This window comes from Streptomyces sp. NPDC005805 (assembly GCF_040630445.1).
GTDB lineage: Bacteria > Actinomycetota > Actinomycetes > Streptomycetales > Streptomycetaceae > Streptomyces.
This window is the reverse complement of record NZ_JBEXXN010000078.1, coordinates 1-26,292: the sequence shown is the minus strand read 5'-3', so window position 1 is coordinate 26,292 and position 26,292 is coordinate 1. Positions and strand designations below refer to the sequence as shown.

The window sequence follows — 26,292 nt, the reverse complement described above, 5'->3', positions numbered from 1 at the left end:
GGGGCGGCCCGGGGGGGGGGGGGGGGGGGTGTTTTCGGGGCCGGCCCCCCCCCCCCCCGCCCGGGTCTCTCACTTGCCGCCGACCGACTCCCGGGCGGCGCGCAGGGACTCCTTGAGGGAGCCCATGGTCGCGAGGACGGCGGTGGGCTCGTAGCCGCAGTGCGCCATGCAGTTGGCGCAGCGCGCGTCCTTGCCGCGGCCGTAGGCGTCCCAGTCGGTCTCCTCGATCAGCTCCCGGTACGTCGGCACATAGCCGTCGCTCATCAGGTAGCAGGGGCGCTGCCAGCCGAAGAGGGAGTAGTTGGGGATCGCCCAGGCGGTGCACGGGAAGTCGGCCTTGCCCTCCAGGAAGTCCAGGAAGAGCGGGGAGTGGTTGAGCCGCCAGCGGCGGCGGTTGCCGCCCGCGAACGCCTTCCGGAACAGCTCGCGGGTCTGCTCGACGCCGAGGAAGTGCTCCTGGTCGGGGGCCTTCTCGTAGGCGTAGGCGGGCGAGATCATCATCTCGTCCACCTGGAGGTCGTCGTTGAGGTAGTTGAGCACCTCCACGATGGTCTGCGGGGTGTCCGTGTTGAAGAAGGTCGAGTTGGTGGTGACGCGGAAGCCGCGGCGCTTGGCCTCCTTGATGGCCTCCACCGCCTCGTCGAACACGCCCTCCTTGGCCACCGACTCGTCGTGGCGCTCGCGCAGGCCGTCGATGTGCACGGCGAAGGCGAAGTACGGGGAGGGGGTGAAGTTCTCGATCTTCTTCCGGAGCAGCATGGCGTTGGTGCAGAGGAAGACGTACTTCTTCTTCGCCACCAACTGCCGCACGATCTCGTGGATCTGAGGGTGCATCAGAGGCTCGCCGCCGGCGATGGAGACCATGGGCGCGCCCGACTCCAGCACCGCGCCGACCGCCTGGGCCACCGGCATCCGCTGCTTGAGCACCCCGGCGGGGTGCTGGATCTTGCCGCATCCCTCGCATTTGAGGTTGCAGGCGAAGAGCGGCTCCAACTCGACGATCAGCGGGAACTTCTCACGCCTGCGGAGCTTCTGTTCGAAGAGATACGTCCCGACCCTGATGGTCTGGCGGAGCGGCATGGCCATCTGGCTCACCTCCTGGGGAGCAGCAAAGAACGGCGCCATTCGTAAAATGCGGGCATAAGTGCACGAAGTACACGGAACGCTGATATTCCACCGCGAAGTGTGCTGATTCTGACCAGTTCGTGCTCCGGTGCGTCCACGACCACCCGGACGGCGGCAACCGCCCGGGGCCCCGCGCTCAGGGCGGTTGCCAGCGTGGTCGCGGACTCCATGTCGACGGCGATGGCCCCGGTGGCCTCCAGCCGGGCGCGCTCGGGGCCGCGGACCACGTGGTCGGCCCCGAGGAGGACTCCGCCGTGCACGGTGCGGCCGGGCAGCGCGGCGGCCACGGCGGCGCGCAGTAGTCCGGCGTTGGCGCAGGTCACGGCCGTGCCGTCCGTGAGGGTCTCGTCCGCGACCACCACGTCTCCGGGGTGCATCCCGGGCACCAGCCCCGCGCAGAAGCCCGAGGCGATGACGGCGGCCTCCCGCAGCTCCGGGGTGGAACAGGCGGCGAGGACGGCGCGTGCGGCGCTCTCCGGCCCCATGCCGGTGCGCAGCACGGTCGCCCGGGGCGCCTCCGGGGCCCCGCGGCCCCGGTTGCCGGGGGCGGCCCGCAGGGCGAAGCGCTCGATGCCGAGCGCGCAGGCGACCAGCAGCGGCACGGCCGCCCCGGCGCTCCCGGCACCGTCGGCCCCGCGCGCGGTCCCGGCCGCGCGGTCCCCGGCCCCGCCGGGGCCCTCGGGGGCTTCGGCGGGGCCGGGAAGCGGCGCGGAGACCATCAGGTCGCCCTGCGCGCGCCGGCGGGTCCGGCGACCGGTTCGCCGTGCACGAAACGGCCGAGGGCGGTCAGCGGGAACACCTGCCGGTACAGGTGGTAGTTGATGGAGAAGTCCCAGGGGAAACCGGTGCCGGTGAAGTACGGCTCGTCCCAGGAGCCGTCCGGGCGCTGCGTCGCGGTGAGCCAGGCGACGCCCCGGGCGACGGCCTCGCCGTCCTCCTCCCCCGCCGCGAGGAGCGCGAGGAGGGCCCAGGCGGTCTGGGAGGCGGTGGACGCGCCGCGTCCGGCCCAGCCCCGGTCCCGGTAGGAGCGCAGGTCCTCGCCCCAGCCGCCGTCCTCGTTCTGCACCGACTCCAGCCAGGTGACGGCACGCCGCACGGCGGGGTGCGAGCCGGGCAGCCCGGCGGCGACCAGTGCGGGGACCACCGACCCGGTCCCGTAGACGTAGTTGACGCCCCAGCGTCCGAACCAGGCGCCGCACGGCTCCTGGTGGGCGAGCAGCCACTCGATGCCGCGCCGGGCCCGGGGGTGCGCGGCCTGCCCCTCGTAGGCCAGCATCTCGACCACATGGGCGGTGACGTCGGCGGAGGGCGGGTCGATCACCTCGCCGAAGTCGCAGAACGGCAGCCGGTTGGGGAAGGGGCTGGTGTTGTCGGCGTCGAAGGCGCCCCAGGCTCCGTCGCGGGACTGCATGCCCAGCGTCCAGCGCACCCCGCGTTCCACCGCGGTCTCCAGCCGCACCGGGTCGGGGTGGCGCACCCGCCGCAGGGCGAGGACCACCTCGGCGGTGTCGTCGATGTCCGGGTAGTTGTCGTTGTGGAACTCGAACGCCCAGCCCCCGGGCCCGAGTTCGGGGCGGCGGACGGACCAGTCGCCGGGGCGGACGATCTGCTCGCTGAGCATCCAGTCGGCGGCCCGCACCAGCGCGGGGTGGTCGGCGGGGAGGCCCGCGTCGGCGAGGGCGACGGTGGCGAGGCAGGTGTCCCAGACCGGGGACTGGCACGCCTCGATCATCCGGACCGGGCGGCCGTCCTGCTCGGACCAGACGGCGAAGCGGTCCAGGGACTCCAGCCCGGCCCGCAGCACCGGGTGGTCCAGGTCGTAGCCGAGCAAATGGAGGGCGATGACGGAGTACACGGCGGGCGGCTGGATGCCGCCCCAGCAGCCGTCGTTCTCCTGGCGTTCGACGATCCAGCGGGCGGCGCTGTTCATGGCGGCCCGGCGCAGCCGCTTCGGCGCGAGCCGGTGGTACAGGTGCAGGGCCTTGTCGGCGCGCTGGAAGAAGCCGTCCCAGCTGGTGGCGGGCGCGAGCCGGCGCGGCGGGGCGGGGCGGTCCGGGTCGGTGTGCAGTTCGTCCAGCGGGAAGGGGGCCGGGCGGACGGGGCGCTTCGCGGAGACGATGGACAGGGGCACGATCGTCTGGCGGGCCCAGCAGCCGAAGTCGTAGATGTTCAGCGGGACCCAGGAGGGCAGGAACATCACCTCGGGCGGGACCTCGGGCAGGTCCTCCCACTTCCACCAGCCGAACAGGGCGAGCCAGATCCGGGTGAAGACCCGGGTCGCGGCGATCCCGCCCTGGCTGCGGATCCAGCTCGCGGCGCGCAGCATGTGCGGGTCGTCGGGCCGGTCCCCGGCGAGCCGGAGGGCGACGTACGCCTCGACGGTGGCGGAGAGTTCGCCCGGGCCGCCGTAGAAGGAGGCCCAGGTGCCGTCCTCGCGCTGCTGGCCGCGGACGAAGCGGGCCGACGCGTCGGTGGTCTTCTCGTCGCGGATGCCGAGGAACTGGCGGAGCAGCAGGTCCTCGGCGTCCATCGTCACATTGGTCTCAAGGTCGCCCTTCCACCAGCCCTGCGGGTCCTGGCGGTCGAGCAGATGCTGTGCGGCACGGTCCGCGGCCAGGGCCGCGGCGGCTCTGAGATCCCGGGGGCCGTCCTGGCCCGCGCCCGACGCGCGGACGGTGCCCGCGCCCGTCTCGCGGGCGGTCCCGGCGGCGGGAGCGGCCTCGGCCCGTACGGGTCCGCCGCTTCCGTCGGTCGTCGCTGTCATGGCTTCCCCTTCGTTGCAGTGGTCTCTGCTGAGCTGGGGTCTCCGTCGGCCGGCGGCTGTTCTTCCTTCCGGTGGCCGCCGGCCGGCGACGCGATTCATATGCCGCGGGTGGTGCTCCTGGTGGTCAGGCTCCGCGTGGTGCTCGGTGCGATGGTGATCATCTCTTCCGTACGACGACGAAGTCCGCGAGCGCGACGAGCTGCGCGCGGACCGCTTCCGGCATGGTGACGCGGTCGAGGGCGCCGACGGCCACCGCGTGCTGGCGCCGGGCCTCCTGGGCGGTCCACTCGCGGCCGCCCGCCTCCTCGATGAGGGCCGCCCGCACGGCGAACTCCTCCTCTGAGAAGCTGTCGAAGTCATTGCTCTTGGCGTCGGCGGCGAGGAGTTCGCCGAGCCGTTCGGAAGCGGGGCCGCCGGCGGCGAGGGCGGCGACGACCGGCAGGGACTTCTTGCGCTGGCGCAGGTCGCTCCAGGTCTGCTTGCCGGTGGCCTCCGGGTCGCCCCAGATGCCGAGGAGGTCGTCGACGGCCTGGAAGGCGAGGCCGAGGTGGTAGCCGTACGCCTCCAGGGTGTCGGCGGTGCGGTCGTCGGCGCCGCCGAGGACGGCACCGATGGACACCGCGCAGGCCAGCAGGGCGCCGGTCTTGTTGCCCTCCATCTCCAGGCACTCCTCGACGGTGACCCGCTCGCGGTGCTCGTAGGAGATGTCCTGGGCCTGCCCGTCGATGAGCTTGCGGGTGGCGGTGGTGAGGCGGCGCGCGGCGCGGCCGGCCTCCACCGTGCCGAGTTCCAGGAGGAGTTCGTTCGCCAGGGCGAAGAGGGCGTCGCCGACCAGGATCGCCTGGGCCGGGCCGTGCACCTTCCACACCGTGTCGCGGTGGCGGCGCTGCTCGTCGCCGTCCATCAGGTCGTCGTGCAGCAGCGAGAAGTTGTGCACGAGTTCCACGGCGACCGCGCCGGGGACGCCGACCTCGGGGGCCGCGCCCGCGGCCTCGGCCGACAGCAGGGCCAGCGCCGGGCGGACGGCCTTGCCGCCGTCGCCGGCGGAGGGGTTGCCCTCGGCGTCGATCCAGCCGAAGTGGTAGGCGGCCACGGTGTCCATGGGCGCGGCGAGGCGGTCCACGGCCGCGCGGAGCACCGGCGTGGACAGGGTCCGCCCGCGCTCCAGCAGCGCCGCGATGTCCGTGTCGGGGACGGGCTGTGCCGTCTGTGCGGTCTGTGCGGTGTCTTCAGCCGGATGAGCCGAGGGCACTGTCGGCACGCTTACTCCTCTGGTTCCAGTACTGGTGCTCACGCCGCCTCCTCGATGGGGTGTTCCTGGCGGCGGCCGAGCGCGGAGAGCGCCGCGTCCGCGGCACTGAAGCCGCTGCGCACGGCGCCCTCCATGGTCGCGGGCCAGCCGGTGGCCGTCCACGCGCCAGCAAGGTACAGGCCCGGGGCACATGTGTGCGCACCCGGCCGGAGCCTGCCGACGCCCGGCTCCGGCGCGAAGGTCGCCGTGCGTTCCCGGGTGACGAAGAAGTCGCGGACCCGCGCGCCGCGCGCGGCGGGCAGCAGCTTCTCCAGCTCGGGCAGATAGCGCTCGCGCAGGACGGCGACCGGGTCGTCGATCTCGTCGCGCACGGCGGACTGGGAGAGCGCCAGGTACTGGCCCTCGGTGACGCCGGCGGCCTCGGTGCGGTCGAAGACCCACTGCACGGGGGTGCCGAGGGCGGCGAAGAAGGGGCGGCGCAGCACCCTGCGGTCGTACAGGACGTGGACGTTGAGGATCGGCGCGGTGCCGATGCCGAGGAGCCGGTCGGGGTGCTCCAGGGCGCCTTCGGGCAGCAGGGCGTGGGTCTCGCGCTGGGGGACGGCGAGGACCACGACGTCGGCGTCGAGCCGGGCGGCGCCGGCCGACACGTGCCAGCGGCCGTCCGTTCCCCGGGTGATCTCCCGTACGCGGGTGGACAGTTCGGTGCGGACGCCGGCCTCGTCGAGGGCCTTGCGGGCGAGGGTGTCGTGGAGGTCGCCGAGCGGGACCCGGGCCCAGCCGATGTCGGCGGCGCCCGGGTCGGAGAGCAGCCCGGTCCTGAACACCATCGCGGCGAGGCCCATGGACGCCTGCGGGGCGCGGGCGTTGAGGGTGGCGACGCCGACGAGGTCCCAGAGGGCGGCGACGGCCCGGGGGCTCTGTCCGTGGCGGCCGAGCCAGGTGGCGAAGTCGATGCCGTCGAGGGCGGGGTCGGCCGGGTCGAGGCGGGAGAGGGCGAGGGCGGCGCGGGCGACGGAGGCGCGCTCGGCCAGGGAGAGGTGGGGGTAGCGGGCGAGGCCGCCCGCGAGGTGGAGGGGGACGGGCAGCGCGCTGCGGCGCAGCCGGCCGAGACGGGGGCCGCCGGGCGCGGCGGCGTCCAGGACGGGGACGTCCAGGCGGTCCTGGAGGGGGGCGAGGTCCGCGCCGCCGATCCGGTCGAGGAACCACCGGTAGGCGGTGCAGCAGCGCAGGTAGACGTGCTGGCCGTTGTCGACGGTGAGGTCGCCGCGGCGGAAGGAGAAGGCGAGGCCGCCGAGCCGGGGGCGGCCCTCCAGGAGGGTGACGCGCAGTCCGGCGTCGGCGAGGCGGAGGGCGGTGGTCACCCCGGCGATACCGCCGCCGACGACGACGGCGTGCCGGGCCCCGGTGGCGTCCGCGCCGGTGCCGGTGCTCATGCGCGCCCCCGGTGGGTGCGGCGGACGACGCCGCGGGCGTCGAGTCCGGACAGTCCGCGGACGGCGACGTACGCCTTCTCGTGGCCGGGGAGGGAGACACGGCCGCGCAGCACGGCCGCGGGGTCGTCCTCGATGCGGTCGAGGAGGCGGCGGTAGATGCCGGCCATGGCGGCGACGCAGGCGCCGCTGCGGCGGTCGAGCATGGGCAGGAGGCGGTAGCCCTCGGTGAACAGGGCGCGGGCGCGGCGGACCTCGTAGTGGACCAGGCCCTCGAAGTCGGCGCCGGGCGGCGGGACGGCGGCCCGGAAGCCCTCGGAGCAGCCGAACTTGGCGAGGTCGTCGGCGGGCAGGTAGGTGCGCCCGTCGGCGGCGTCCTCGCGGACGTCGCGGAGGATGTTGGTGAGCTGGAGGGCGAGGCCGAGGGTGTCGGCGTACTCGGGGGCGCGTTCGGCGCCGGGTGCGCCGGGCTGGGTGCCGAAGACGCCGAGGGAGAGGCGTCCGATGGTCCCGGCGACGCAGCGGCAGTAGACCTTGAGGTCGTCCCAGGTCTCGTAGGCCGCGCCGCGCACGTCCATGAGGACGCCGTCGATGAGTTCGTCGAGGGCGTCGAGCGGGATCGGGTAGCGCTGGGCCGCGTCGGCGAGGGCGACGGCCACGGGGTCGGTGTCGTCGTCCTCGACGGCGCCCTTGCGGATGCCGTCGAGGAGGCGGCGGGTGTCGTCGAGGCGGGCCTGCTTGGCCTCGGGGGCGAGCTGTCCGTCGCCGATGTCGTCGACGCGGCGGGAGAAGGCGTAGAGCGCCGACATGGCCTGGCGTCTGCCGGGGGGCAGCAGCCTGATCCCGTAGGCGAAGTTGCGGGCCTGCGCTCCGGTCACGGCCTCGCAGTAGCTGTACGCGGCCCGCACCGGGGCCGGCGTGCGATCGGTTCCCTCCATCGTCCGGCTCATCCCTCTCTGCGTGCGTTTCGCAAGACCAGTCCCGTTTCGCGCAGTACGCGGGCTTTCGCGGCTTTCGGCGGTCCGGGCAGCACATCATGTCCGGCGGACGCGATCGCGGCGAGGGCGGCGCGCCCACCGCCGACGAATCCGGCGAGCAGCAGCCGGAGCCTGCCGCGGACGCTGCCGACCAGGGCGGTGCCCTCGTCGAGCAGGCGGGCGGCGCGGTCGGCCTCGAAGGCGATCAGCGCGCGCACGGAGGCGTTCGCCGTGGGGGCGGCGAGGTCGTCCTCGGTGACGCGGAAGGTCTTGAGGTCGTCGGCGGGGAGGTAGATCCGGTCCCGGGCCAGGTCCTCGGCGACGTCCTGGAGGTGCTCCACGATCTGGAGGGCGGTGCACACGGCGTCCGAGCGGCGGACGCGCTCGGGACTCGTGGTGCCGGTGATCCCGAGTACGAGGCGGCCGACCGGGTCGGCGGAGAGCCGGCAGTAGTCGCGGAGGTCGTCCCAGGTGCCGTAGCGGCGCACGACCTGGTCCTGCCGGTTGGCCGCGATCAGGCGGCGGAACGGTTCGGCATCGAGGTCGCGGCGCTGCACGGTGGGGCGCAGCGCGCGCAGCAGGGGGTGCCGGGGCGTCTCGGCCGGGTCGAAGACGCGGTCCAGGTCGGCCTCGAAGGCGTCCAGGAGGGCAAGGGGGTCGCCGGCCCGGTCGGGGTCGGCGCCGAGGGCGCGGGCGTCGGCGCCACCGGGGGCGAGGTCGCCGTCGCCGATGTCGTCGACGAGGCGGGCGTAGCCGTAGACGGCCATGAGGTCCTCGCGCCAGGCGCGGGGCAGGAAGAAGGGGGCGACGGGGAAGTTCTCGTCGGCGGCCTTGTCGAGGGTGGCGCGGGCGGGGGCCGGGCGCGTCTGCCGGGTGGCCGTCACCGTGTGCAGCCCCCTGCCGCCGGGACGGCGGAGGGCTCGCGGAGCGGATGGATTCCCGTCATGACCGTCACATCTCCCAGTTCTACACCGTCGACGCAATACGTCCCATTTCGGACACGCCGCAACCGGGACGCCCCCATGCGGCCGGTCGGCACAAGGGGTTGGCGGTGATTTGTCACCGGCTGCCACGAATGGGCACCGCTCCAGCTTACGTTGTACAACGCACACCGCAGCCCCGGGGGCCCGGACACGGCGGGACCCCCGTCCCGGTGACGGCGGCGGGGGTCCCCAGCGCGGGCCGCGCGGCCGGTCCGGCGGGGTGCGGGCGGCCTGCGCGGCGGGGCCGGTGGGCGGACGCGGCCCGGTCCTGCGGGGTGCGGGCGACCGGCCCGCGCTACTTGCCGGTCTCCTTCTCGTACGCCTTGATGACCTCGTCGGTCGGGCCGTCCATCAGGAGTTCACCCTTCTCCAGCCAGAGGACCCGGTCGCAGGTGTCCCGGATCGACTTGTTGCTGTGGCTGACCAGGAAGACCGTGCCGGCCTCCTTGCGCAGCTCGCGGATGCGCTCCTCGGAGCGGATCTGGAACTTCCGGTCACCGGTGGCCAGCGCCTCGTCGATCATCAGGACGTCGTGGTCCTTCGCGGCGGCGATGGAGAAGCGGAGCCGGGCCGCCATGCCGGAGGAGTAGGTCCGCATGGGCAGGGTGATGAAGTCGCCCTTTTCGTTGATCCCGGAGAAGTCCACGATCCCCTGGTAGCGCTCGCGGATCTCCTCGCGGGTCATGCCCATGGCCAGGCCGCCGAGTATCACGTTCCGCTCGCCGGTGAGGTCGTTCATCAGGGCCGCGTTGACGCCCAGCAGGGAGGGCTGGCCGTCCGTGTAGACCTTGCCGCTCTCGGTGGGCAGCAGGCCCGCGATGGCCCGCAGCAGGGTGGACTTGCCCGAGCCGTTGGTGCCGATGAGGCCGATCGCCTCGCCCCGGTACGCGGTGAAGGTGACCCCGCGCACGGCGTGCACCTTGCGCACGCCGCGGGGCTCGCCCTTCCCTCGGCGCAGGATCCGGCTCAGGGCGGCCGTCGCGCTGCCCTTGCCGCCGCCGCCCGCGTTGACCCGGTAGACGATGTGCACGTCGTCGGCGATGACCGTGGGGACGCGCCCGTCCGCCGCGACGCCGTTCCCGGGGTTCGTCCCGCCCTTGTCGCCCTTGTCGTCAGCCACGGCCGTACCGCTCCTCCGCCTTCCAGAAGTACACGAAGCCCGCCACGCCGATCAGCACCGACCAGCCCGCGGCCGCCGCCCAGACGTGGTCGGGGAGGTTGGCCGAGGTGTAGCCGTCGATCAGGGCGAAGCGGACCAGGTCCATGTAGAGCGCCGCCGGGTTGTACATCAGGATGTCCGCGATCCACGCCGGCCGGTCCTGGAGCATGATCGGGATCGAGAACATCACGCCCGAGGCGTACATCCAGGTCCGCATCACGAACGGCATCAGCTGCGCCAGGTCGGGCGTCTTGGAGCCGAGGCGGGCCATGATCAGGGCCAGTCCGGTGTTGAACACGAACTGGAGCGCCAGGGCCGGCAGGACCAGCAGCCACGACCAGGTGGGGTAGCTGCCGAAGGCGACCACGATCACGATCAGCACGATCATCGAGAACAGCAGCTGCTGGAGCTGCTGGAGGGAGAACGAGACCGGGAGCGAGGCGCGCGGGAAGTGCAGCGCCCGCACCAGGCCCAGGTTCGAGGAGATCGCGCGGACGCCGGCCATCACCGAGCTCTGGGTGAAGGTGAAGACGAACACGCCCGTCACCAGGAACGGCACATAGACCTCGGTCTCCATGCCCCGGTTGGCCTTCAGGATGAGGCCGAAGATCAGGAAGTACACCAGGGCGTTGAGCAGCGGGGTGGCCACCTGCCAGAGCTGGCCCAGCTTCGCCTGGCTGTACTGGGCCGTCAGCTTGGCCTGCGAGAACGCCAGGATGAAGTGGCGCCTCCCCCACAGTTGCCGCACGTACTCGGCCAGGCCGGGACGGGCGCCGCTGACCGCGAGGCCGTACTTGGCGGCGAGCTGCGCCGGCGGCAGGCCGTCGTCGGGGGACGGCGGGGAGCTGGTCGCGAGGGCGCCGTCGTGGGTCGTGTCACTCACAGGTGAAAACTTTCGTGGTCAAGATGAGCGGCGGTGGGACTTTCCGGGGTGGGACCGTCCGGGTGGAGAGGCCCGCCACGGGGACGCCCCAGATGCTCTCAGAACCGAGCTTGTCAGACGACAGGTGGTCGGCCCAGCCTTGTGAGCCGCCACACAGTGCGCCAGCTCATGGGGCGGCGGGGCCCGCACGGGGTGCGCCAGCCCTCGGCGAAGCCGCGGAACCAGGCCCGCAGCGCGGCCCGCGTGGGCCGGCGCAGCAGGGTCAGCAGCACCCATACGCCCAGGTAGACGGGGACCAGGGGCGCGGGCAGGTTCCGCCGGGCCAGCCAGACCCGGTTGCGGGCCACCATGCGGTGGTAGACCGCGTGCCGGGACGGCGGGGTCGTGGGGTGGAACAGGACCATGTCGGCGCGGTAGTCGATCCGCCAGCCCGCGTCCAGGGCCCGCCAGGCGAGGTCGGTCTCCTCGTGGGCGTAGAAGAACTCGCCCGGCAGGGGGCCGACCTGGGCGACGACCTCGCTGCGGACGGCGCTCGCGCCGCCGAGGAACGTGGTCACGGCCGATGAGCGCAGCGGGTCGGCGGCGCGCAGCCGGGGGACGTGGCGGCGCTGGGTGCGGCCGGTGTCCGGGTCGGCGATCCGGAAGCTGACGATGCCCAGGCGGGGGTCGGCCGTGAACGCCTCCCGCAGCAGGCGGGCGGTGTCGGTGCGGGCGAGACGGCCGTCGTCGTCGAGGAAGAGCAGCACGTCCACGTCCCGGCCGCCCGGGCCGAAGGCCTCGATGCCCGCGTTGCGCCCGGCGGGGATGCCCACGTTCTCGGGCAGCTCCACGGCGCGCACGCCCTCGGGGACGTCCCGCACGGGGACGCCCTGGCCGACCACGACCACCTCGACCCTGTCGCCCTCCTGGGCGGCGACCGAGTCGAGCAGGGCGCGCAGTTCGGCGGGGCGGTCGCCCATGGTGATGACGACCGCGCCCAGGGTGAGCGGCCGGTCCGCCCCGGCCGCTCCGGCGGGTGAGGTCACTTCAGCCTGCTCGACGCGAGGATCGAGACCAGGTGCAGCACGGTCTGGAGCAGGGCGATCCCGGCCAGCACGGCGACGCCGAGGCGGGAGAAGAACAGGTCGTCGCGGACCGCGTCGGCGATCGCGAGGACCAGGATCAGCAGGGACGCCTCGATGCCGAGGATCAGCCGGTGGAACTTGAGCGCGCCGGCGGCCCGGCGGGCCAGCGCCATGCCGGAGGAGCGGGGCTCGGAGGCGGACTCCTTGACCGGCGGCAGCCCGCCCTGGTGCCGGGCGACGCCGACGAGGTCGGTCTCCGCCTTGATCAGGATGGCGCCGAGGGCGGCCAGGGTGCCGAGGAAGGCCCACAGCCAGTCGATGCGCCCGGGGCCCCACAGGTCGGCCGCCCGCAGGCCGAAGCCGACCAGGACCGCCGCGTCGCACAGATACGCGCCGACCCGGTCCAGGTAGACGCCGCCCAGGGAGAACTGCTTCTTCCAGCGGGCGACCTCGCCGTCCACGCAGTCCAGGAGCAGATAGAGCTGCACCATGACGACACCGAGGACCGCGCCCCAGATCCCCGGGATCAGCAGGGCCGGGGCGGCGAGGGCGCCGCAGAGGGTCATCACATAGGTGAGCTGGTTGGGCGTGACCCGGGTGGTGACCAGGAGCCGGGTGATCCGGAGGGAGACCTCCCGCATGTACAGGCGGCCGCCCCAGTGTTCTCCGCTACGCCGGTCCTTCACACCCGCCGGGTGCACGACCGGGCGGAGTTCAGCTACTGATGGTCTTGGCATAGTCGGCGTACGCGTCCCTGATCTGGTCGGTGGTGAGGTCGAGGTGCTCCAGGACGGTGAACCGTCCCGGACGGGTCTGCGGTGCGTACTCCACGGCGCGCACGAACTCGTCCGCGGTGAAGCCCATCTCCCGCGGCAGCACGGGCAGGCCGTGGCGGCGCAGGACCCCGGCGAAGAGGGCGGCCTGCTCGGGGGCGCCGCGCAGGTGCATGGCGAAGGCGGCGCCGAGGCCGACCTGCTCGCCGTGGCTCGCGGCCCGCGCGGGGAACAGCAGGTCGAAGGCGTGGCTGATCTCGTGGCAGGCGCCGGAGGAGGGCCGGGAGTCGCCGCTGATGGACATGGCGATGCCGGAGAGGACCAGGGCCTCGGCGAGCACGGTCAGGAACTCGTCGTCGCCGGTTCCGCCGGGGTGGCGGAGCACCGACTCGCCGGCGCTGCGGCCCATGGCGGCGGCCAGGCCGTCGACGGGCTCGCCGGTGATCCGGTGGGACAGCTCCCAGTCGGCGATGGCGGAGATGTTGGAGATCGCGTCGCCGATGCCGGAGCGGACGTAGCGGACCGGGGCCTCGCGGATCACATCGAGGTCGATGACGATCGCGATCGGCGTGGGGACGCCGTAGGAGCCGCGGCCGTTGTCGTTGTCCAGGGTGGAGATCGGCGAGCAGAGGCCGTCGTGGGAGAGGTTGGTCGCGACGGCGACCAGGGGCAGCCCCACCCGGGCCGCGGAGTACTTCGCCACGTCGATGATCTTGCCGCCGCCCAGGGCGACGACCGCGTCGTAGCGGCTGCCCCGGATCTCGTCGGCGAGGCGGACGGCGGCGTCGATGGTGCCGCCGTTCACCTCGTACCAGTCGGCGCCGGGCAGCAGGGGGGCCAGGCGTTCGCGCAGGGCGGCGCCGGAGCCGTTGCTGACCGCGCAGGCGATCCGGCCGGAGGGCGAGATCCGCTGGTCGGCGAGGAGGGGGCCGAGGTCGTCGAGGGCGCCCGCCCGGATGTCGACGACGACCGGGGAGGGGATGAGCCGGGTCAGTACTGGCACGCGATCCCACGGCCCTTCGCGAGGTCGTCGTGGTTGTCGATCTCGACCCACGCCACCTCGCCGATGGGGGCCACGTCGACGGTGAAGCCGCGGTTCACCAGCTCCTGGTAGCCGTCCTCGTAGTAGAGGTCGGGGTCGCGCTCGAAGGTGGTCTTCAGCGCGTCGGCCAGGTCGGCGGCGGCCTCGGGCTCGATGAGGGTGACACCGATGTACTCGCCGGTGGCGGTGGCCGGGTCCATGAGCTTGGTGATCCGGGTGACGCCCTTGCCGGGCTCGGTGACGACCTTCATCTCCTCGTCGGCGAGGGACTTCACCGTGTCGAGGGCGAGGATGATCCGCTTCCCCTCGCCGCGCGCGGCGAGCAGGGACTTCTCGACGGAGACCGGGTGGACGGTGTCGCCGTTGGCGAGGATCACGCCCCGGGCGAGCACCTCACGGGCGCACCACAGGGAGTAGGCGTTGTTCCACTCCTCGGCCTTGTCGTTGTCGATGAGGGTCAGCTTGAGGCCGTACTTCGCCTCCAGGGCGGCCTTGCGCTCGTAGACGGCCTCCTTGCGGTAGCCGACGACGATCGCGGCCTCGGTGAGGCCGATCTCCGCGAAGTTGCCGAGGGTGAGATCGAGAACGGTCAGCGAGCCGTCGCCCTCGGGGTCCACGGGCACGAGCGCCTTGGGGAGGGTGTCGGTGTACGGGCGCAGACGCCGTCCGGCACCGGCTGCGAGTACGAGGCCGATCATGCGGGTTCTCCTTCGTCGTGTACGGCGGGTGCACCCCGCTTGTGGGCCGACACCCAGAAGCGGATGCTCTCGGCGAGCACCACGAGCGCGACGAGCACGGCGAGGGCCGTCAGCGCGAGGGTGAAGTCGTCCGGGCCGAGCAGGAACGCCAGGAGCGCCACGGCCAGAGCCCGCCCCTCGTGCCCGCCGACCGCGCGCACCAGCCACCGCGGGGGCGCGCCCGTGCCGCCGCGGATGCGGTACACGGTGTCGTAGTGATGGTAGGCGACGGCCGCGACCAGCCCGAACGCCGCCGGGAGGGCCCCGGGCACGTCCGCGCGGGCGGCCAGCACCAGCACCGTGCCGTACTCGGCGGCCCGGAACACCGGGGGCACCAGCCAGTCCAGGGCGCCGGTGAGCGGGCGGGCGACGGCGAGGCCGGAGGTGACGCAGTACACCAGGGCGGCGACCACGGTCCAGGGCGAGCCGTACCCGGCGAAGGCGGCGGTGAGGACGAGGGCGGCGGCTCCGGCGACGGCCGCGGCGAGCGGGGCGGGGCCCGGCAGCCGGCGGGCGAAGGAGCCGGTGGCGCGGGCCACCTCGGTGGCGGCCGGACCGGAGTCGGCGAGGTCCGCGAGGGCCTGCGCGGCCCGCTCGGTGCGGGTGGCCCGCCGGGTCAGGGAGCGCAGCACCCGGCCGGCGGTGGTGTAGCAGGCGGCGAAGGCGCAGCCGATCAGCAGGGCCAGGAAGACGATCCGGGGGGTGGTGAACGCCGTGAGCACGGCGATCATGGCCCAGCGCTCGCCGATGGGCAGCACGATCATGCGGCGGACCCAGACCGTCCAGCCGACGTCGTCCAGGCGGCTGGAGAGGGCGGCGGTGGGGCTGGTGTTGGCGGTGGCGTCGTGGTTCGCCTCGTTGAAGGAGAAGTCGACGACATGCCGGCAGGTCTGGAGGACCATCGCGCCCAGGGCGAGGGCCCAGACGTCGTCCCCGCCGCGGGCGGCGCCGAGGGCGAGGCCCGCGTAGTAGGCGTACTCCTTGGCGCGGTCGAAGGTGGCGTCGAGCCAGGCGCCGAGGGTCGAGAACTGGAGCGAGTAGCGGGCGAGCTGCCCGTCGGCGCAGTCCAGGACGAAGGAGAGGATCAGCAGCAGACCGGCGGCGACGAAGCCGCCGCGGGTGCCGGTGGCCGCGCAGCCCGCCGCGATCAGGGCGGTGAGCAGCGAGGCGGTGGTGACCTGGTTGGGGGTCAGGCCCCGGCGCGCGCACCAGCGGGCGAGGTAGCGCGAGTAGGGGCTGATGCAGAAGGTGGTGAAGAAGCCGTCGCGGGCCTTCACGGCGGAGCGCAGGCGCACGGCCTCGTCGTCCACCGCGTCGACCTCGGCCCGGACCCGGTGCCGGTCCTGGGCGTCGAGGGGGGTCCCGGCGACCAGGGTGCCCAGTTCGGGGCGGTGCACGGCGGTGCCGGACGCCTCCAGGGCTCCGGCGACCTCGTCCACGGGCAGCCCGGCCCCGGCGGACGCCCCGGCGGGGACCGCCGCGGAGACCGAGCGCACGGCCCCGGCGAGCGCGGCGCGGGCGGCGGGCTGCGCGCTCAGCGCGCCCGTCACGGCGGCGGCCGGGAAGCGGGGGTCGGTCAGGACGAGGCGCAGCGCGTGGACGTGCCCGACGAACCGGGAGTCGACCAGGGCCACCCGCTGCGCGGCGGGGACGGCCGCGAGCAGGGCGGCCGCCTCCTCGGGCCCGGCGGCGGACTGGACGTCGAAGCCCAGGGACCGCAGATCGCCTTCGAGCGGCGATCCGGGTACCGGGGGGCCGGTGAGGATGGCGGTCGACAGACGAACCCACTCCTTGGAACGGACAGTGCGTGGCCGCGCACGGCCTGTCCCGGGGCCCGGGCGGCGGCGCGTCGGCAGAGGCTATCGGACGAGCGGAAGCGGGAATTCATCGGCCGTTCAGGCCGGGGGGCCCGCGGGGGTCATCATTGTCGATGATCACCCCGGGCTCCAAACCTGGGGTCGACGGCGGAGCCCGGACCGGGGTGCGGGACGGGGCCGCGCCGGGCGGGACCGGGCTCCCGGACCGGGCGCGGGGCGTGGTCCGGGACGGGCGGGGGGCGTGGTCCGGACCGGGCGGGACCCGGCTCCCGGGACCGGACCCGGGCCTTAGGGTGGCCGTCATGACGTGGCTGATCACAGGCGGAGCGGGATACATCGGCGCCCATGTGGCGCATGCCATGACGGCGGCCGGGGAGCGGGTGGTCGTCCTGGACGACCTGTCCTCGGGCCTGCCGGGGCGGCTGCCCGCCGGGGTGCCGCTGGTGCGCGGCTCGGTCCTGGACAAGGAGCTGGTGGCAGGCGTCCTCGCGGGCGAGGACATCACGGGTGTGGTGCATCTCGCGGCCCGGAAGCAGGTCGGGGAGTCCGTCGAGCGCCCGCTGTACTACTACCGGGAGAACGTGCACGGGCTGACCGTGCTGCTGGAGGCGGTCGTGGAGGCCGGGGTGGAGCGCTTCCTCTTCTCCTCCTCCGCCGCCGTGTACGGGGTGCCGGACACCGCCCTGGTGCCGGAGAGCGCGCCGTGCCGGCCGATCAACCCGTACGGCGAGACCAAGCTCAGCGGCGAGTGGCTGGTCCGGGCCACCGGCCGGGCGCACGGGCTGGCCACGGCCTGTCTGCGCTACTTCAACGTCGCGGGCTCGGCCTCCCCCGAGCTGTCCGACACGGGGGTGTTCAACATCGTCCCGATGTTCTTCGACCGGCTGACCCGGGGCGAGGCCCCGAGGATCTTCGGCGCGGACTACCCGACCCCGGACGGCACCTGTGTCCGCGACTACATCCATGTCGCGGACCTGGCCGACGCGCATCTGGCGGTGGCCCGGCGGCTGGCCGCCCCCAGCGCTTCTGGCGATCTGACGGTGAACATCGGGCGCGGGGTCGGGGTCTCGGTGCGCGAGCTGGCGGATCTGGTGGGCGAGATCACGGGCCGCGCGACCGAGCCGGTGATCGAGGCGCGCCGCCCGGGGGACGCGGCCCAGGCGGTGGCGGCGGTGGACCGGATCGCCCGGGAACTCGGCTGGACGGCCGGCCGGGGGGTGCGGGAGATGGTGTCCTCCGCGTGGGAGGGCTGGCTGCTGCGGCACCCGGAGGCGGCGGTCCGCTGACCGCCGACCGGGGCACCGCACAGCCGTCCGATGATCGCGCACCCGCTCTGACCTGCAAGCATTTACGCAGGTCAGAGCACATGACAACGGTGTTCAGTGCCGTGTTGACCATACCCCCCACCCGTAGTTCACTGAGGTCGTCGGCAGGTCCGGAACGATCACACGGGAGGCACCTCATGGGGGCTGGGCACGATCACGGGCACACGTACGGGCCCCCGTCCGGCACCGCGTCGGCGGCCCATGCCGGACGCCTGCGCGTCGCCTTCGCGATCACGCTCGGTGTGATGGTGCTGGAGATCGTCGGCGGTGTGCTCTCGGGGTCGCTGGCCCTGATCGCGGACGCGGCGCACATGGCGACCGACGCCCTCGGTCTGGGCATGGCCCTGCTGGCGATCCACTTCGCCAACCGCCCGCCCAGCGGGAACCGCACCTTCGGACTGGCCCGGGCGGAGATCCTGGCCGCGCTCGCCAACTGCCTGCTGCTGCTGGGCGTGGGCGGCTTCCTGCTCTTCGAGGCGGTCGAGCGGTTCATCAGCCCGACCCAGCCCAAGAGCGGTCTGGCCATCGCCTTCGCCCTCGTCGGCCTGGTCGCCAACATGGTCTCCCTCTCCCTGCTGGTGCGCGGCCAGAAGGAGAGCCTGAACGTCCGGGGCGCCTATCTGGAGGTCCTGGCGGACACCCTGGGCTCGGTCACCGTGCTGGTCTCCGCGACGATCGTGCTGACCACGGGCTGGTCCTACGCGGACCCGATCGCCTCCCTGGTCATCGGTCTGATGATCGTCCCCCGGACCCTGCGGCTGCTGCGCGAGACCCTGAACGTGCTGCTGGAGGCGGCCCCCGAGGGCGTCGACATGGCCGAGGTCCGCACACACATGCTGGAGCTGCCCGGGGTGGAGGACGTGCACGATCTGCACGCGTGGACGATCACCTCCGGGATGCCGGTCCTCTCCGCGCATGTGGTGGTCAGCCAGGAGGTCCTGGACGGGGTGGGGCACGAGAAGCTGCTGCACGAGCTCCAGGGCTGCATCGGGGACCACTTCGACGTCGAGCACTGCACCTTCCAGCTGGAGCCGGCCGGTCACGCGGCGCACGAGGCGAAGCTCTGCCACTGAGACCGGGGGCGGATCGCCGACCGGGGGGGATTGCTAGGGTTGACGGCCGGGGCGCGGATCGCGTCCCGGCCGAGCCGTGCGGGCCGTACCGGTGGTACGCCCGATCCCCGAGGAGCTGAGTCGATGACTGTCGCCGCTACCGCTGCCGAGCGCAGCGCCCGGTCCGTCATCGACCTCCGGGCTTCCGGCCGATCCTGATTCCGGCCGGCCCTCCGGACGCGTTCCGGAACGGCCGCCCGTGTCGGCGGGAGCCCGACCTCGACCAAGGGTTTCCACGTTGTCCGACAACACCACGCACGACTCGCACGACACCACGCACGACTTCTCCGGCGAGGCGTTCCGTGACGCCTTCTTCGCCCTGCACCACGGTCTGCCGCGGCAGGGCCCCGGCAGCGACGCCACCACCCGGCTGCTGCTGGCCGCCGCCCGCCCGCTGCCCGAGCGTCCGCGGGTGCTCGACCTGGGCTGCGGTCCGGGCCGTTCCGCCCTGCTGCTGGCCGCCGAGGCCGGGGCCCGGGTCACCGCGGTCGATCTGCACCGGCCGTTCCTGGACGAGCTGCGGCGGGCCGCCGACGCGCGGGGCCTGGGCGACGCCGTCACCACCCTCGAAGCCGACATGGGCGCCCCGCCCTTCCCGGACGGCGCGTTCGACGCCGTCTGGGCGGAGAGCTCGGCGTACGCGATCGGCTTCGACAGGGCCCTCGCGGGCTGGCGGCGGCTGCTCGCGCCGGGCGGCTCCCTCGTCCTCACCGAGTGCGAGTGGACCGTGCCGGAGCCCTCGGCACCGGCCCGGGCCTTCTGGGACGCGCACTATCCGCTGCGCACCACGGCGGCGAACTGCGCGGCGATCTCGGCCGCCGGGTACACGGTCCGGGCGGTGCACCGGCAGCCCGAGAGCGACTGGGACGCGTACTACGGGCCGCTCGCCGCACGGGCGGACGCGGCCGACCCCGGCGCTCCCGGTATGGCCGGGGCGCTGGCCGCGACGCGGGCGGAGATCGCGATGCGCCGCGACCACGGCACGGAGTACGGCTACACCGGCTATGTGTGCGCCCCGGCCGATCCGCGCCGGCGCATCCGCCCCGAGACGGCGGCCGACCGCGCGGCGGTCCGCGCGGTCAAGACGGCCGCCTTCGGCACGAGTGCCGAGGCCGATCTCGTGGACGCCCTCCGCGAGGACCCGGACGCCTGGCTGCCGGAGCTGTCGTATGTCGCGGAGGCGGCGGACGGCTCCGTGGCCGCGTACGCCCTGCTGACCCGCTGCCGGGTGGGCGGCGTGGCCGCGCTGGCACTGGCCCCGGTGGCGACCGCGCCCCGGTTCCAGCGGCAGGGGGCCGGGCAGGCGGTGGTCCGGGCGGTGCTGGACGCGGCGCGGGCGCGCGGTGAGCGCCTGGTGGTGGTCCTGGGCCATCCGGAGTACTACCCCCGGTTCGGTTTCGAACGGGCGTCCGCGTACGGAATCCGGCCGTCTTTCGCGGTGCCGGACGAGGCGCTGATGGCCCTGGTCCTGGACGGATCGGCCGAGGTCCCGGGCGGCACGATCCGCTATCCCGCGGCCTTCGGCGTCTGACGGTGCGTCCGCCCCGCGGCCCCGGGCGGGGCCGCGGGGCGGACATACCCGTGGCCGAAGTGCGGAGAAGGCCCTTCTTTACGGCAGACTGGGCCGGGCCCCCCAGGGCCGAGGAACGATGCGAAGGATGGTTATGCCGATCACACCAGCCACCGAGGCGAACAGCTCGTCGAAGGGCACCGCGCCCGCGATCCTGCTCGAACTCGTCGACGAGCAGGGCAACACCATCGGCACCGCGGAGAAGCTGGACGCCCACCGCGCCCCGGGCAAGCTGCACCGCGCGTTCTCCGTCTTCCTCTTCGACGAGCACGGGCGGCTGCTGATCCAGCGGCGGGCGGCGGGCAAGTACCACTCCCCCGGTGTCTGGTCGAACACCTGCTGCGGCCACCCGTACCCGGGCGAGGCGCCGTTCGCGGCGGCGGCCCGCCGGACGTACGAGGAGCTGGGCGTGTCCCCGTCGCTGCTCGCCGAGGCGGGCACGGTGCGCTACAACCACCCGGACCCCGCGTCGGGCCTGGTGGAGCAGGAGTTCAACCACCTCTTCGTCGGCATGGTGCAGTCCGCGCCGCGGCCGGACGCGGAGGAGGTCGGCGAGACCGCGTTCGTGACGCCCGGGGAGCTGGCCGAGCGCCACGCCTCGGCGCCGTTCTCGGCCTGGTTCATGACCGTGCTGGACGCGGCACGGCCGGCGATCCGCGAGCTGACGGGGCCGGCCGGGGGCTGGTGACCGTCCGCAGGCCGTGTCCGCCCCGGGCCGTCGGCCCGGGGCGGCCCCTCAGAGGGGGGCGACGTCGGCGCGGAGGACGGGGGCGAGGGGCAGCTCGGCCCAGATGATCTTGCCGCCGCTCGCCGTGTTCTCGACGTCGCAGCGCCCGCCCGCCTCATGGGTGACCTCGCGCACCAGCAGCAGGCCCCGGCCGCCGGTCTGGGCGGAGTCGGTCTCCAGCGCCCGGGGCCGGTAGGGGTGGTTGTCCTCGACGGACACCCGGACCCACTGCGCCCCGATCGCGACCTCGACGGCGACCTCCGGCGAGAGCAGGGCCGCGTGCCGCACGGCGTTGGTGACCAGCTCGGAGACGATCAGCAGCAGTCCCTGCACGATGTCGTCGGCGACCGGGACCCCCTGGCGGGCGAGCAGATCCCGTACCGCACGCCGTGCCTGCGGTACGGAGACGTCGACCGCCGGGGCGGTGAAACGCCAGACCCCCTCGTACGACAGCGGCCGGGCCGGCACGCTCCCGCGGCTCTCCATAGTCACACCCTCGGCTCGTTCCCACTGACCGTCGAGCAACAAGTGTTGGGAGTCCTTTGGTCCATACCGTGCACCTGAACAGAACTGATCACCTTTGAGCGACATGTGACGCAATGCGTATGACAGCGTCAGTTGAACGACTGGTCGAGGGGGTCTTGCGACCGTTACGCCGGGCCGATCGTTTCAGCACTCTATTTCCCGACTCCGCTTCGGATTTCCGGACTCCGCTTCCGGGCCCCGCTTCCGGACACTGTTTCCGGCGGCCGGACGGCGTGCCGATAGCATCCGGCGCATGGAGCACCCCGGCACCCCGCAGCCCCGGATCGTCCGCACCGTCGAGGACGGCGTCGCCACGCTGGTGATCAGCAATCCGGCGAAGCGGAACGCGATGACCACCGGGATGTGGCGTGCGGTGCCCGAGCTGCTGGGCGGGCTGGCCGGGGACCCGGAGGTGCGCTCGCTGGTGCTGACCGGCGAGGGGGCGACCTTCTGCGCGGGCGCGGACATCTCCTCCCTGCGCGAGCCCGGCGAGGACCCGCAGGCCCTGGCGGTGCGGGCGGAGGAGGCCCTGGCCGCGTTCCCCAAGCCCACCCTCGCCGTGGTGCGGGGCTACTGCGTGGGCGGCGGCTGCCAGCTCGCCTCGGCGTGCGATCTGCGGTTCGCGGCCGAGGACGCACTGTTCGGGATCACCCCGGCGAAGCTCGGGATCGTCTACCCGGCCGGCTCCACCCGCCGGCTCGCCGGGCTGGTCGGCCCGGCGGCGGCCAAGTACCTGCTCTTCTCGGGCGAGTTGATCGACAGTGCGCGCGCCCTGCGCACCGGGCTGGTGGACGAGGTACTGCCGGCGGACGAACTGGGCAAGCGGGCCGCCGAGTTCACCCGCGTCCTCGGTACCCGGTCGCTGCTGACCCAGTGCGCGGCGAAGGAGTTCACGGACGGCCGGACCGACCGCGAGGAGCACTGGTACGGGGAGGCGCGGCGCAGCGGCGACACCGCCGAGGGGGTCGCGGCCTTCCTGGAGCGCCGGGCGCCGCGCTTCGGGTGGACGCCGCAGTAGGGAGTGTCCGGAACGTCGCGCCGTTCGCCCGGACGTCGTGGACCAGGCGAGACGTTCCGGGACACGACCCAGCCGGGGCGGGCCGCGAGGGGGCTGAAGGGGCCCCGGGGCGGGCCTGTACCGACGTACCAACCAGTCGGTAACGTGTCGCCATGACGTCTCTCCCCCCGCGTGCCGGACGCCGGTGCCACAACGCCCTGAACCCGCTGCACTCGACGGTCTACTTCTCCCCCGACCTGGGGCGCGAGCTGGCCGCCGTCGGCATCGAGGACGACAGCGCCGCCTACTTCGCCGCCCGCTCGGCCGCCATGGGCGCGGTCGGGGCCGGGGCGGTCGCCGCCACCTTCTACAACTTCAACCCCGAGCTGGTCGCGCGGCACCTGCCGGCCGTGTGGGAGACGGCCTCCCCCGAGGAGGTGCTCGCGGCGCGGTGGCGAGCCGCCGACACCACCCTGCGCCGGCTCCTCGGCGAGGAGACCATCGCCTCCAAGGAGCTGGCCGAGGCGGCGGCCCTCGCCCTGCACGCCACCGAGGCGTGCACCCGGCACGCCCGGCCGCTCTACGCCGCCCACGCGGACCTGCCGGTCCCGAGTGAGCCGCACCTGGCGTACTGGCACGCGGCCACGCTGCTGCGCGAGCACCGCGGTGACGCGCACCTGGCCGCGCTGCTGCTCGCCGGTCTCGACCCGCTGGAGGCCCTGGTGAGCCACACGGCGACGGGCAAGGGCATGGCGCCCCGCTGGATCCTCGCCACCCGCGGCTGGCGCCGCGCCGACTGGGACGCGGCGCAGAACCGCCTCCGTGACCGGGGCCTCCTCGACGCGGAGGGCGAGCTGACGGAGTCCGGCTCCGCGCTGCGCGCCGAGGTGGAGGACCACACGGACCGCATGGACCTCGCCCCGTACGAGCACCTGGGCGCGGAGGGCGTCGAGCGCCTGACGGACCTGGGCCGCGGCTTCCTGCTCACCGCCTTCGCGGCGGGCGCGTTCCCGGCGGACGCGACGGGTCGGGGCTGACGGGGAGCCCGCGGGGCGGGCGCGGGCGCGCCCACGAGGGGGCCGGCGGTCCGGTCCGGCTGGCGGGGCGGGCGGGCCCGGTCCTGCAGGCGGGCAAGGTCCGGAACGCCGGCGGGCGGGGGTTTGGGGTGGCGAGGGGCGGCAAGCCGGAGGGCACGGACCCCTACACAGGAGGTGGCACCCCATGCTCCGCGCCATCGCAGACGCACTACGCACCGTCGGCTCGGCGATCGCCACCGTGGTGACCCTGCCCTTCCGGCTGCTCGCCAAGCTCTTCGGCGGGGCCTCGCGCGGCGGTGGCCGCGCACGCCGGGTCTGATCCCGCCCCGCGCGGGTCCGTACGGCACGCCGTGCGGACCCGCGGGCACCGGGGCGCGACATCGCCCGCGGTCACCCGGCAGAATGCAGGCTCAAGCACAGCCAGCACGAGAAGGCGAGTCGGGGAACCGTGACCACGTCCATCGAAGGCAGGATCGCCGAGGAACTCGGCGTACGCGAGCGGCAGGTGAAGGCGGCCGTCGAGCTGCTCGACGGCGGGTCGACCGTGCCGTTCATCGCGCGCTACCGCAAGGAAGCGACCGAGATGCTCGACGACGCGCAGCTCCGCACCCTGGAGGAGCGGCTGCGCTATCTGCGTGAGCTGGAGGAGCGGCGGGCCTCGGTCCTGGACTCGGTCCGGGAGCAGGGCAAGCTGACCGGGGAGCTGGAGGCGCAGATCCGGGCCGCCGAGACCAAGGCGCGCCTGGAGGACATCTATCTGCCGTTCAAGCCCAAGCGGCGCACCAAGGCGCAGATCGCCCGGGAGGCCGGGCTCGAACCGCTCGCCGAGGGGCTGCTCGGGGACCCGTCCGTCGAACCCCTCGCCGCGGCGGCCACGTTCGTCGACGCGGAGAAGGGCGTCGCGGACCCGGCGGCGGCCCTGGAGGGCGCCCGCGCCATCCTGACGGAACGCTTCTCCGAGGACGCCGACCTCATCGGCGAGCTACGCGAGCGCATGTGGACCCGGGGCCGGCTGGCCGCGAAGGTGCGCGAGGGCAAGGAGGAGGCGGGCGCCAAGTTCGCCGACTACTTCGACTTCGCGGAGGGCTTCACCGAGCTGCCCTCGCACCGGGTGCTGGCGATGTTCCGCGGTGAGAAGGAGGAGGTCCTGGACCTCCTCCTGGAGCCCGAGGAGCCGGTGGAGGGCCCCTCCTCGTACGAGGGGATCGTCGCCTCCCGCTTCGGCATCGCCCAGCAGGGGCGGCCGGGCGACAAGTGGCTCGGCGACACCGTCCGCTGGGCGTGGCGCACCCGCATCCTCGTCCACCTCGGGATCGACCTGCGGCTGCGACTGCGCACGGCGGCCGAGGACGAGGCGGTGCGTGTCTTCGCGGCGAACCTTCGCGATCTGCTGCTCGCCGCCCCGGCCGGCACCCGCGCCACCCTCGGTCTGGACCCCGGCTTCCGGACCGGCGTGAAGGTGGCGGTCGTGGACGCGACCGGCAAGGTGGTGGCCACCGACGTGATCCACCCGCACGTCCCGGCGAACCGCTGGGACGAGGCGCTGGCCAAGCTGGCGCGCCTCGCGAAGGAGCACGCGGTCGAGCTGGTCGCCATCGGCAACGGGACCGCCTCCCGCGAGACGGACAAGCTCGCGGGCGACCTGATCACCCGGCACCCGGAGCTGAACCTGACCAAGGTGATGGTCTCGGAGGCGGGCGCCTCGGTGTACTCGGCGTCCGCGTTCGCCTCGCAGGAACTCCCCTCGCTGGACGTGTCGTTGCGCGGCGCGGTGTCGATCGCCCGCCGTCTCCAGGACCCGCTGGCGGAGCTGGTGAAGATCGACCCCAAGTCGATCGGCGTCGGCCAGTACCAGCACGACCTCTCCGAGGTGAAGCTGTCCCGCTCACTGGACGCGGTCGTCGAGGACTGTGTGAACGGCGTCGGGGTGGACGTCAACACCGCCTCCGCCCCGCTGCTGGCCCGGGTCTCCGGGATCGGTGCGGGCCTCGCCGAGAACATCGTGGCGCACCGGGACAGCAACGGCCCGTTCCGCTCCCGCAGGGCGCTCAAGGACGTGGCCCGGCTGGGCCCGAAGGCGTACGAGCAGTGCGCGGGCTTCCTGCGCATCCGGGGCGGGGACGACCCGCTGGACGCGTCCAGCGTGCACCCGGAGGCGTACCCCGTGGTGCGGCGGATGGTGAAGGAGAGCGGCGGGGAGGTCGCGGCGCTGATCGGCAACACCTCGGTGCTGCGGTCGCTGCGTCCGGACGCCTTCGTGGACGAGACCTTCGGTCTGCCGACGGTGACGGACATCCTGCGCGAGCTGGAGAAGCCGGGCCGGGACCCGCGGCCCGCGTTCCGGACCGCGACCTTCAAGGAGGGCGTGGAGAAGATCGGCGACCTGGCCTCCGGGATGGTGCTGGAGGGCGTGGTGACGAATGTGGCCGCGTTCGGCGCGTTCGTGGACGTGGGCGTCCACCAGGACGGCCTGGTGCATGTGTCGGCGATGTCGAAGACCTTCGTCAAGGACCCGCGCGATGTGGTGAAGCCGGGTGACGTGGTGAAGGTGAAGGTCCTGGACGTGGACATCCCGCGCAAGCGGATCTCGCTGACGCTGCGGCTGGACGACGACGCCTCGGCGACGGCGCAGTCCCAGGGCGGCGGCGCCCCGCGCCGTGAGCGCGGCGGGCGTCCGCCGCAGCAGCGGCAGGGCGGCGGCGCGGGCGGGCGTGGGGGCGGTGGTGGCGGGCGCGGCGGCGGTGGCGGGCGCGCCGGTGGCTCGGGGGGCTCCGGCGGCGGCAACGGCCGTCCGGCCGCGGCCCCGGCCAACAGCGCGATGGCGGACGCCCTCCGCAAGGCGGGCCTCCTCGACGGCGAGCAGGGCGGCGGCCGCCGCCGGCGGTGACCGGGCACCACGGGCGCCGGCCCCCACCGGCGGGGCGGGGGGGTGGGGGGCGGCCCACCCCCCAGACACGGCCCCCCCCACCCCGCCAAAGGCCGCGGGCGGG

Annotated in this window: 23 protein-coding genes; 8 read left to right on the top strand and 15 right to left on the bottom strand. The window is 73.9% G+C overall.

Going from position 1 to position 26,292, the window contains the following annotated elements; genetic code table 11:
- Nucleotides 1-69: 69 nt before the first annotated feature.
- The 14 genes from hpnH to ABZ457_RS28670 all read right to left on the bottom strand — a co-directional run bounded on the left by hpnH (nt 70) and on the right by ABZ457_RS28670 (nt 15,970).
- The gene (gene hpnH, locus ABZ457_RS28735; protein ID WP_359163329.1) at nt 70-1,086 is read right to left on the bottom strand and encodes an adenosyl-hopene transferase HpnH; all 1,017 of its coding nucleotides are present in this window, start codon (nt 1,084-1,086) and stop codon (nt 70-72) included.
- 5 nt (nt 1,087-1,091) lie between these two features.
- Nucleotides 1,092-1,844, bottom strand: coding sequence for a 1-hydroxy-2-methyl-2-butenyl 4-diphosphate reductase (locus ABZ457_RS28730; RefSeq protein WP_359163326.1), 753 nt, complete (start codon nt 1,842-1,844; stop codon nt 1,092-1,094).
- Nucleotides 1,844-3,889 carry a squalene--hopene cyclase gene (gene shc, locus ABZ457_RS28725; RefSeq protein WP_359163323.1) on the bottom strand — a complete coding sequence of 682 codons (2,046 nt, stop codon included), beginning with the start codon at nt 3,887-3,889 and terminating at the stop codon, nt 1,844-1,846. The genes ABZ457_RS28730 and shc overlap by 1 nt, the downstream gene beginning before the upstream one ends.
- Before the next feature lie 157 nt (nt 3,890-4,046).
- Entirely contained in the window at nt 4,047-5,183 is a 1,137-nt protein-coding gene (locus tag ABZ457_RS28720; RefSeq protein WP_359163320.1) for a polyprenyl synthetase family protein, read from the bottom strand.
- Nucleotides 5,180-6,577: a hydroxysqualene dehydroxylase HpnE gene (gene hpnE, locus ABZ457_RS28715; protein ID WP_359163317.1), complete on the bottom strand. Its 1,398-nt coding sequence runs from the start codon at nt 6,575-6,577 to the stop codon at nt 5,180-5,182. Before hpnE ends, ABZ457_RS28720 begins: the two co-directional genes overlap by 4 nt.
- Nucleotides 6,574-7,524, bottom strand: a complete 951-nt coding sequence (gene hpnD, locus ABZ457_RS28710) for a presqualene diphosphate synthase HpnD (RefSeq protein WP_359163315.1) — start codon at nt 7,522-7,524, stop codon at nt 6,574-6,576. The genes hpnE and hpnD overlap by 4 nt, the downstream gene beginning before the upstream one ends.
- Nucleotides 7,521-8,435: a squalene synthase HpnC gene (gene hpnC / locus ABZ457_RS28705; protein ID WP_359163313.1), complete on the bottom strand. Its 915-nt coding sequence runs from the start codon at nt 8,433-8,435 to the stop codon at nt 7,521-7,523. Before hpnC ends, hpnD begins: the two co-directional genes overlap by 4 nt.
- 394 nt (nt 8,436-8,829) lie before the next feature.
- Nucleotides 8,830-9,654, bottom strand: coding sequence for an ABC transporter ATP-binding protein (locus tag ABZ457_RS28700; RefSeq protein ID WP_359163310.1), 825 nt, complete (start codon nt 9,652-9,654; stop codon nt 8,830-8,832).
- Nucleotides 9,647-10,576 carry an ABC transporter permease gene (locus tag ABZ457_RS28695; RefSeq protein ID WP_359163307.1) on the bottom strand — a complete coding sequence of 310 codons (930 nt, stop codon included), beginning with the start codon at nt 10,574-10,576 and terminating at the stop codon, nt 9,647-9,649. Before ABZ457_RS28695 ends, ABZ457_RS28700 begins: the two co-directional genes overlap by 8 nt.
- 113 nt (nt 10,577-10,689) lie before the next feature.
- Nucleotides 10,690-11,535 (bottom strand): glycosyltransferase, encoded by an 846-nt coding sequence (locus ABZ457_RS28690; RefSeq protein WP_359163338.1) that lies wholly within the window; start codon nt 11,533-11,535, stop codon nt 10,690-10,692.
- Nucleotides 11,536-11,597: 62 nt separating this feature from the next.
- On the bottom strand, nt 11,598-12,377 hold the full coding sequence (locus ABZ457_RS28685; protein ID WP_359163304.1) for a CDP-alcohol phosphatidyltransferase family protein: 780 nt from the start codon (nt 12,375-12,377) through the stop codon (nt 11,598-11,600).
- Complete coding sequence (locus ABZ457_RS28680) at nt 12,355-13,416, bottom strand: iron-containing alcohol dehydrogenase family protein (protein WP_359163301.1); 1,062 nt, start codon at nt 13,414-13,416, stop codon at nt 12,355-12,357. Before ABZ457_RS28680 ends, ABZ457_RS28685 begins: the two co-directional genes overlap by 23 nt.
- The gene (locus tag ABZ457_RS28675) at nt 13,404-14,153 is read right to left on the bottom strand and encodes a phosphocholine cytidylyltransferase family protein (protein ID WP_359163298.1); all 750 of its coding nucleotides are present in this window, start codon (nt 14,151-14,153) and stop codon (nt 13,404-13,406) included. Before ABZ457_RS28675 ends, ABZ457_RS28680 begins: the two co-directional genes overlap by 13 nt.
- Entirely contained in the window at nt 14,150-15,970 is a 1,821-nt protein-coding gene (locus ABZ457_RS28670) for a DUF5941 domain-containing protein (RefSeq protein WP_359163335.1), read from the bottom strand. The genes ABZ457_RS28675 and ABZ457_RS28670 overlap by 4 nt, the downstream gene beginning before the upstream one ends.
- A gap of 341 nt (nt 15,971-16,311) precedes the next feature.
- Between ABZ457_RS28670 and galE the strand changes: the two genes are divergently transcribed.
- The 4 genes from galE (at nt 16,312) to idi (ending at nt 20,704) form a co-directional block, all read left to right on the top strand.
- On the top strand, nt 16,312-17,295 hold the full coding sequence (galE, locus tag ABZ457_RS28665; protein WP_359163295.1) for a UDP-glucose 4-epimerase GalE: 984 nt from the start codon (nt 16,312-16,314) through the stop codon (nt 17,293-17,295).
- Between the two features lie 176 nt (nt 17,296-17,471).
- Nucleotides 17,472-18,407: a cation diffusion facilitator family transporter gene (locus ABZ457_RS28660; protein ID WP_359163292.1), complete on the top strand. Its 936-nt coding sequence runs from the start codon at nt 17,472-17,474 to the stop codon at nt 18,405-18,407.
- Between the two features lie 370 nt (nt 18,408-18,777).
- Nucleotides 18,778-19,977 carry a bifunctional class I SAM-dependent methyltransferase/N-acetyltransferase gene (locus ABZ457_RS28655; RefSeq protein ID WP_359163332.1) on the top strand — a complete coding sequence of 400 codons (1,200 nt, stop codon included), beginning with the start codon at nt 18,778-18,780 and terminating at the stop codon, nt 19,975-19,977.
- Nucleotides 19,978-20,110: 133 nt separating this feature from the next.
- Nucleotides 20,111-20,704, top strand: a complete 594-nt coding sequence (idi, locus tag ABZ457_RS28650) for an isopentenyl-diphosphate Delta-isomerase (protein ID WP_359163289.1) — start codon at nt 20,111-20,113, stop codon at nt 20,702-20,704.
- A 48-nt stretch (nt 20,705-20,752) separates the two neighbouring features.
- On the opposite strand, the gene ABZ457_RS28645 is transcribed toward idi, so the two are convergent.
- On the bottom strand, nt 20,753-21,229 hold the full coding sequence (locus tag ABZ457_RS28645; RefSeq protein WP_359163286.1) for an ATP-binding protein: 477 nt from the start codon (nt 21,227-21,229) through the stop codon (nt 20,753-20,755).
- Nucleotides 21,230-21,521: 292 nt separating this feature from the next.
- On the opposite strand from ABZ457_RS28645, the gene ABZ457_RS28640 reads away from it, so the two are divergent.
- The 4 genes from ABZ457_RS28640 (at nt 21,522) to ABZ457_RS28625 (ending at nt 26,189) form a co-directional block, all read left to right on the top strand.
- Nucleotides 21,522-22,286: an enoyl-CoA hydratase/isomerase family protein gene (locus tag ABZ457_RS28640; RefSeq protein WP_359163283.1), complete on the top strand. Its 765-nt coding sequence runs from the start codon at nt 21,522-21,524 to the stop codon at nt 22,284-22,286.
- A gap of 152 nt (nt 22,287-22,438) precedes the next feature.
- Nucleotides 22,439-23,302 carry a hypothetical protein gene (locus ABZ457_RS28635; protein ID WP_359163280.1) on the top strand — a complete coding sequence of 288 codons (864 nt, stop codon included), beginning with the start codon at nt 22,439-22,441 and terminating at the stop codon, nt 23,300-23,302.
- 184 nt (nt 23,303-23,486) lie between these two features.
- Nucleotides 23,487-23,621, top strand: coding sequence for an LPFR motif small protein (locus ABZ457_RS28630; protein ID WP_359163277.1), 135 nt, complete (start codon nt 23,487-23,489; stop codon nt 23,619-23,621).
- A gap of 129 nt (nt 23,622-23,750) precedes the next feature.
- A complete protein-coding gene (locus ABZ457_RS28625) occupies nt 23,751-26,189 on the top strand; it encodes a Tex family protein (RefSeq protein WP_359163274.1) in 2,439 nt (812 codons plus the stop codon).
- The last annotated feature ends 103 nt before the right edge of the window (nt 26,190-26,292 follow it).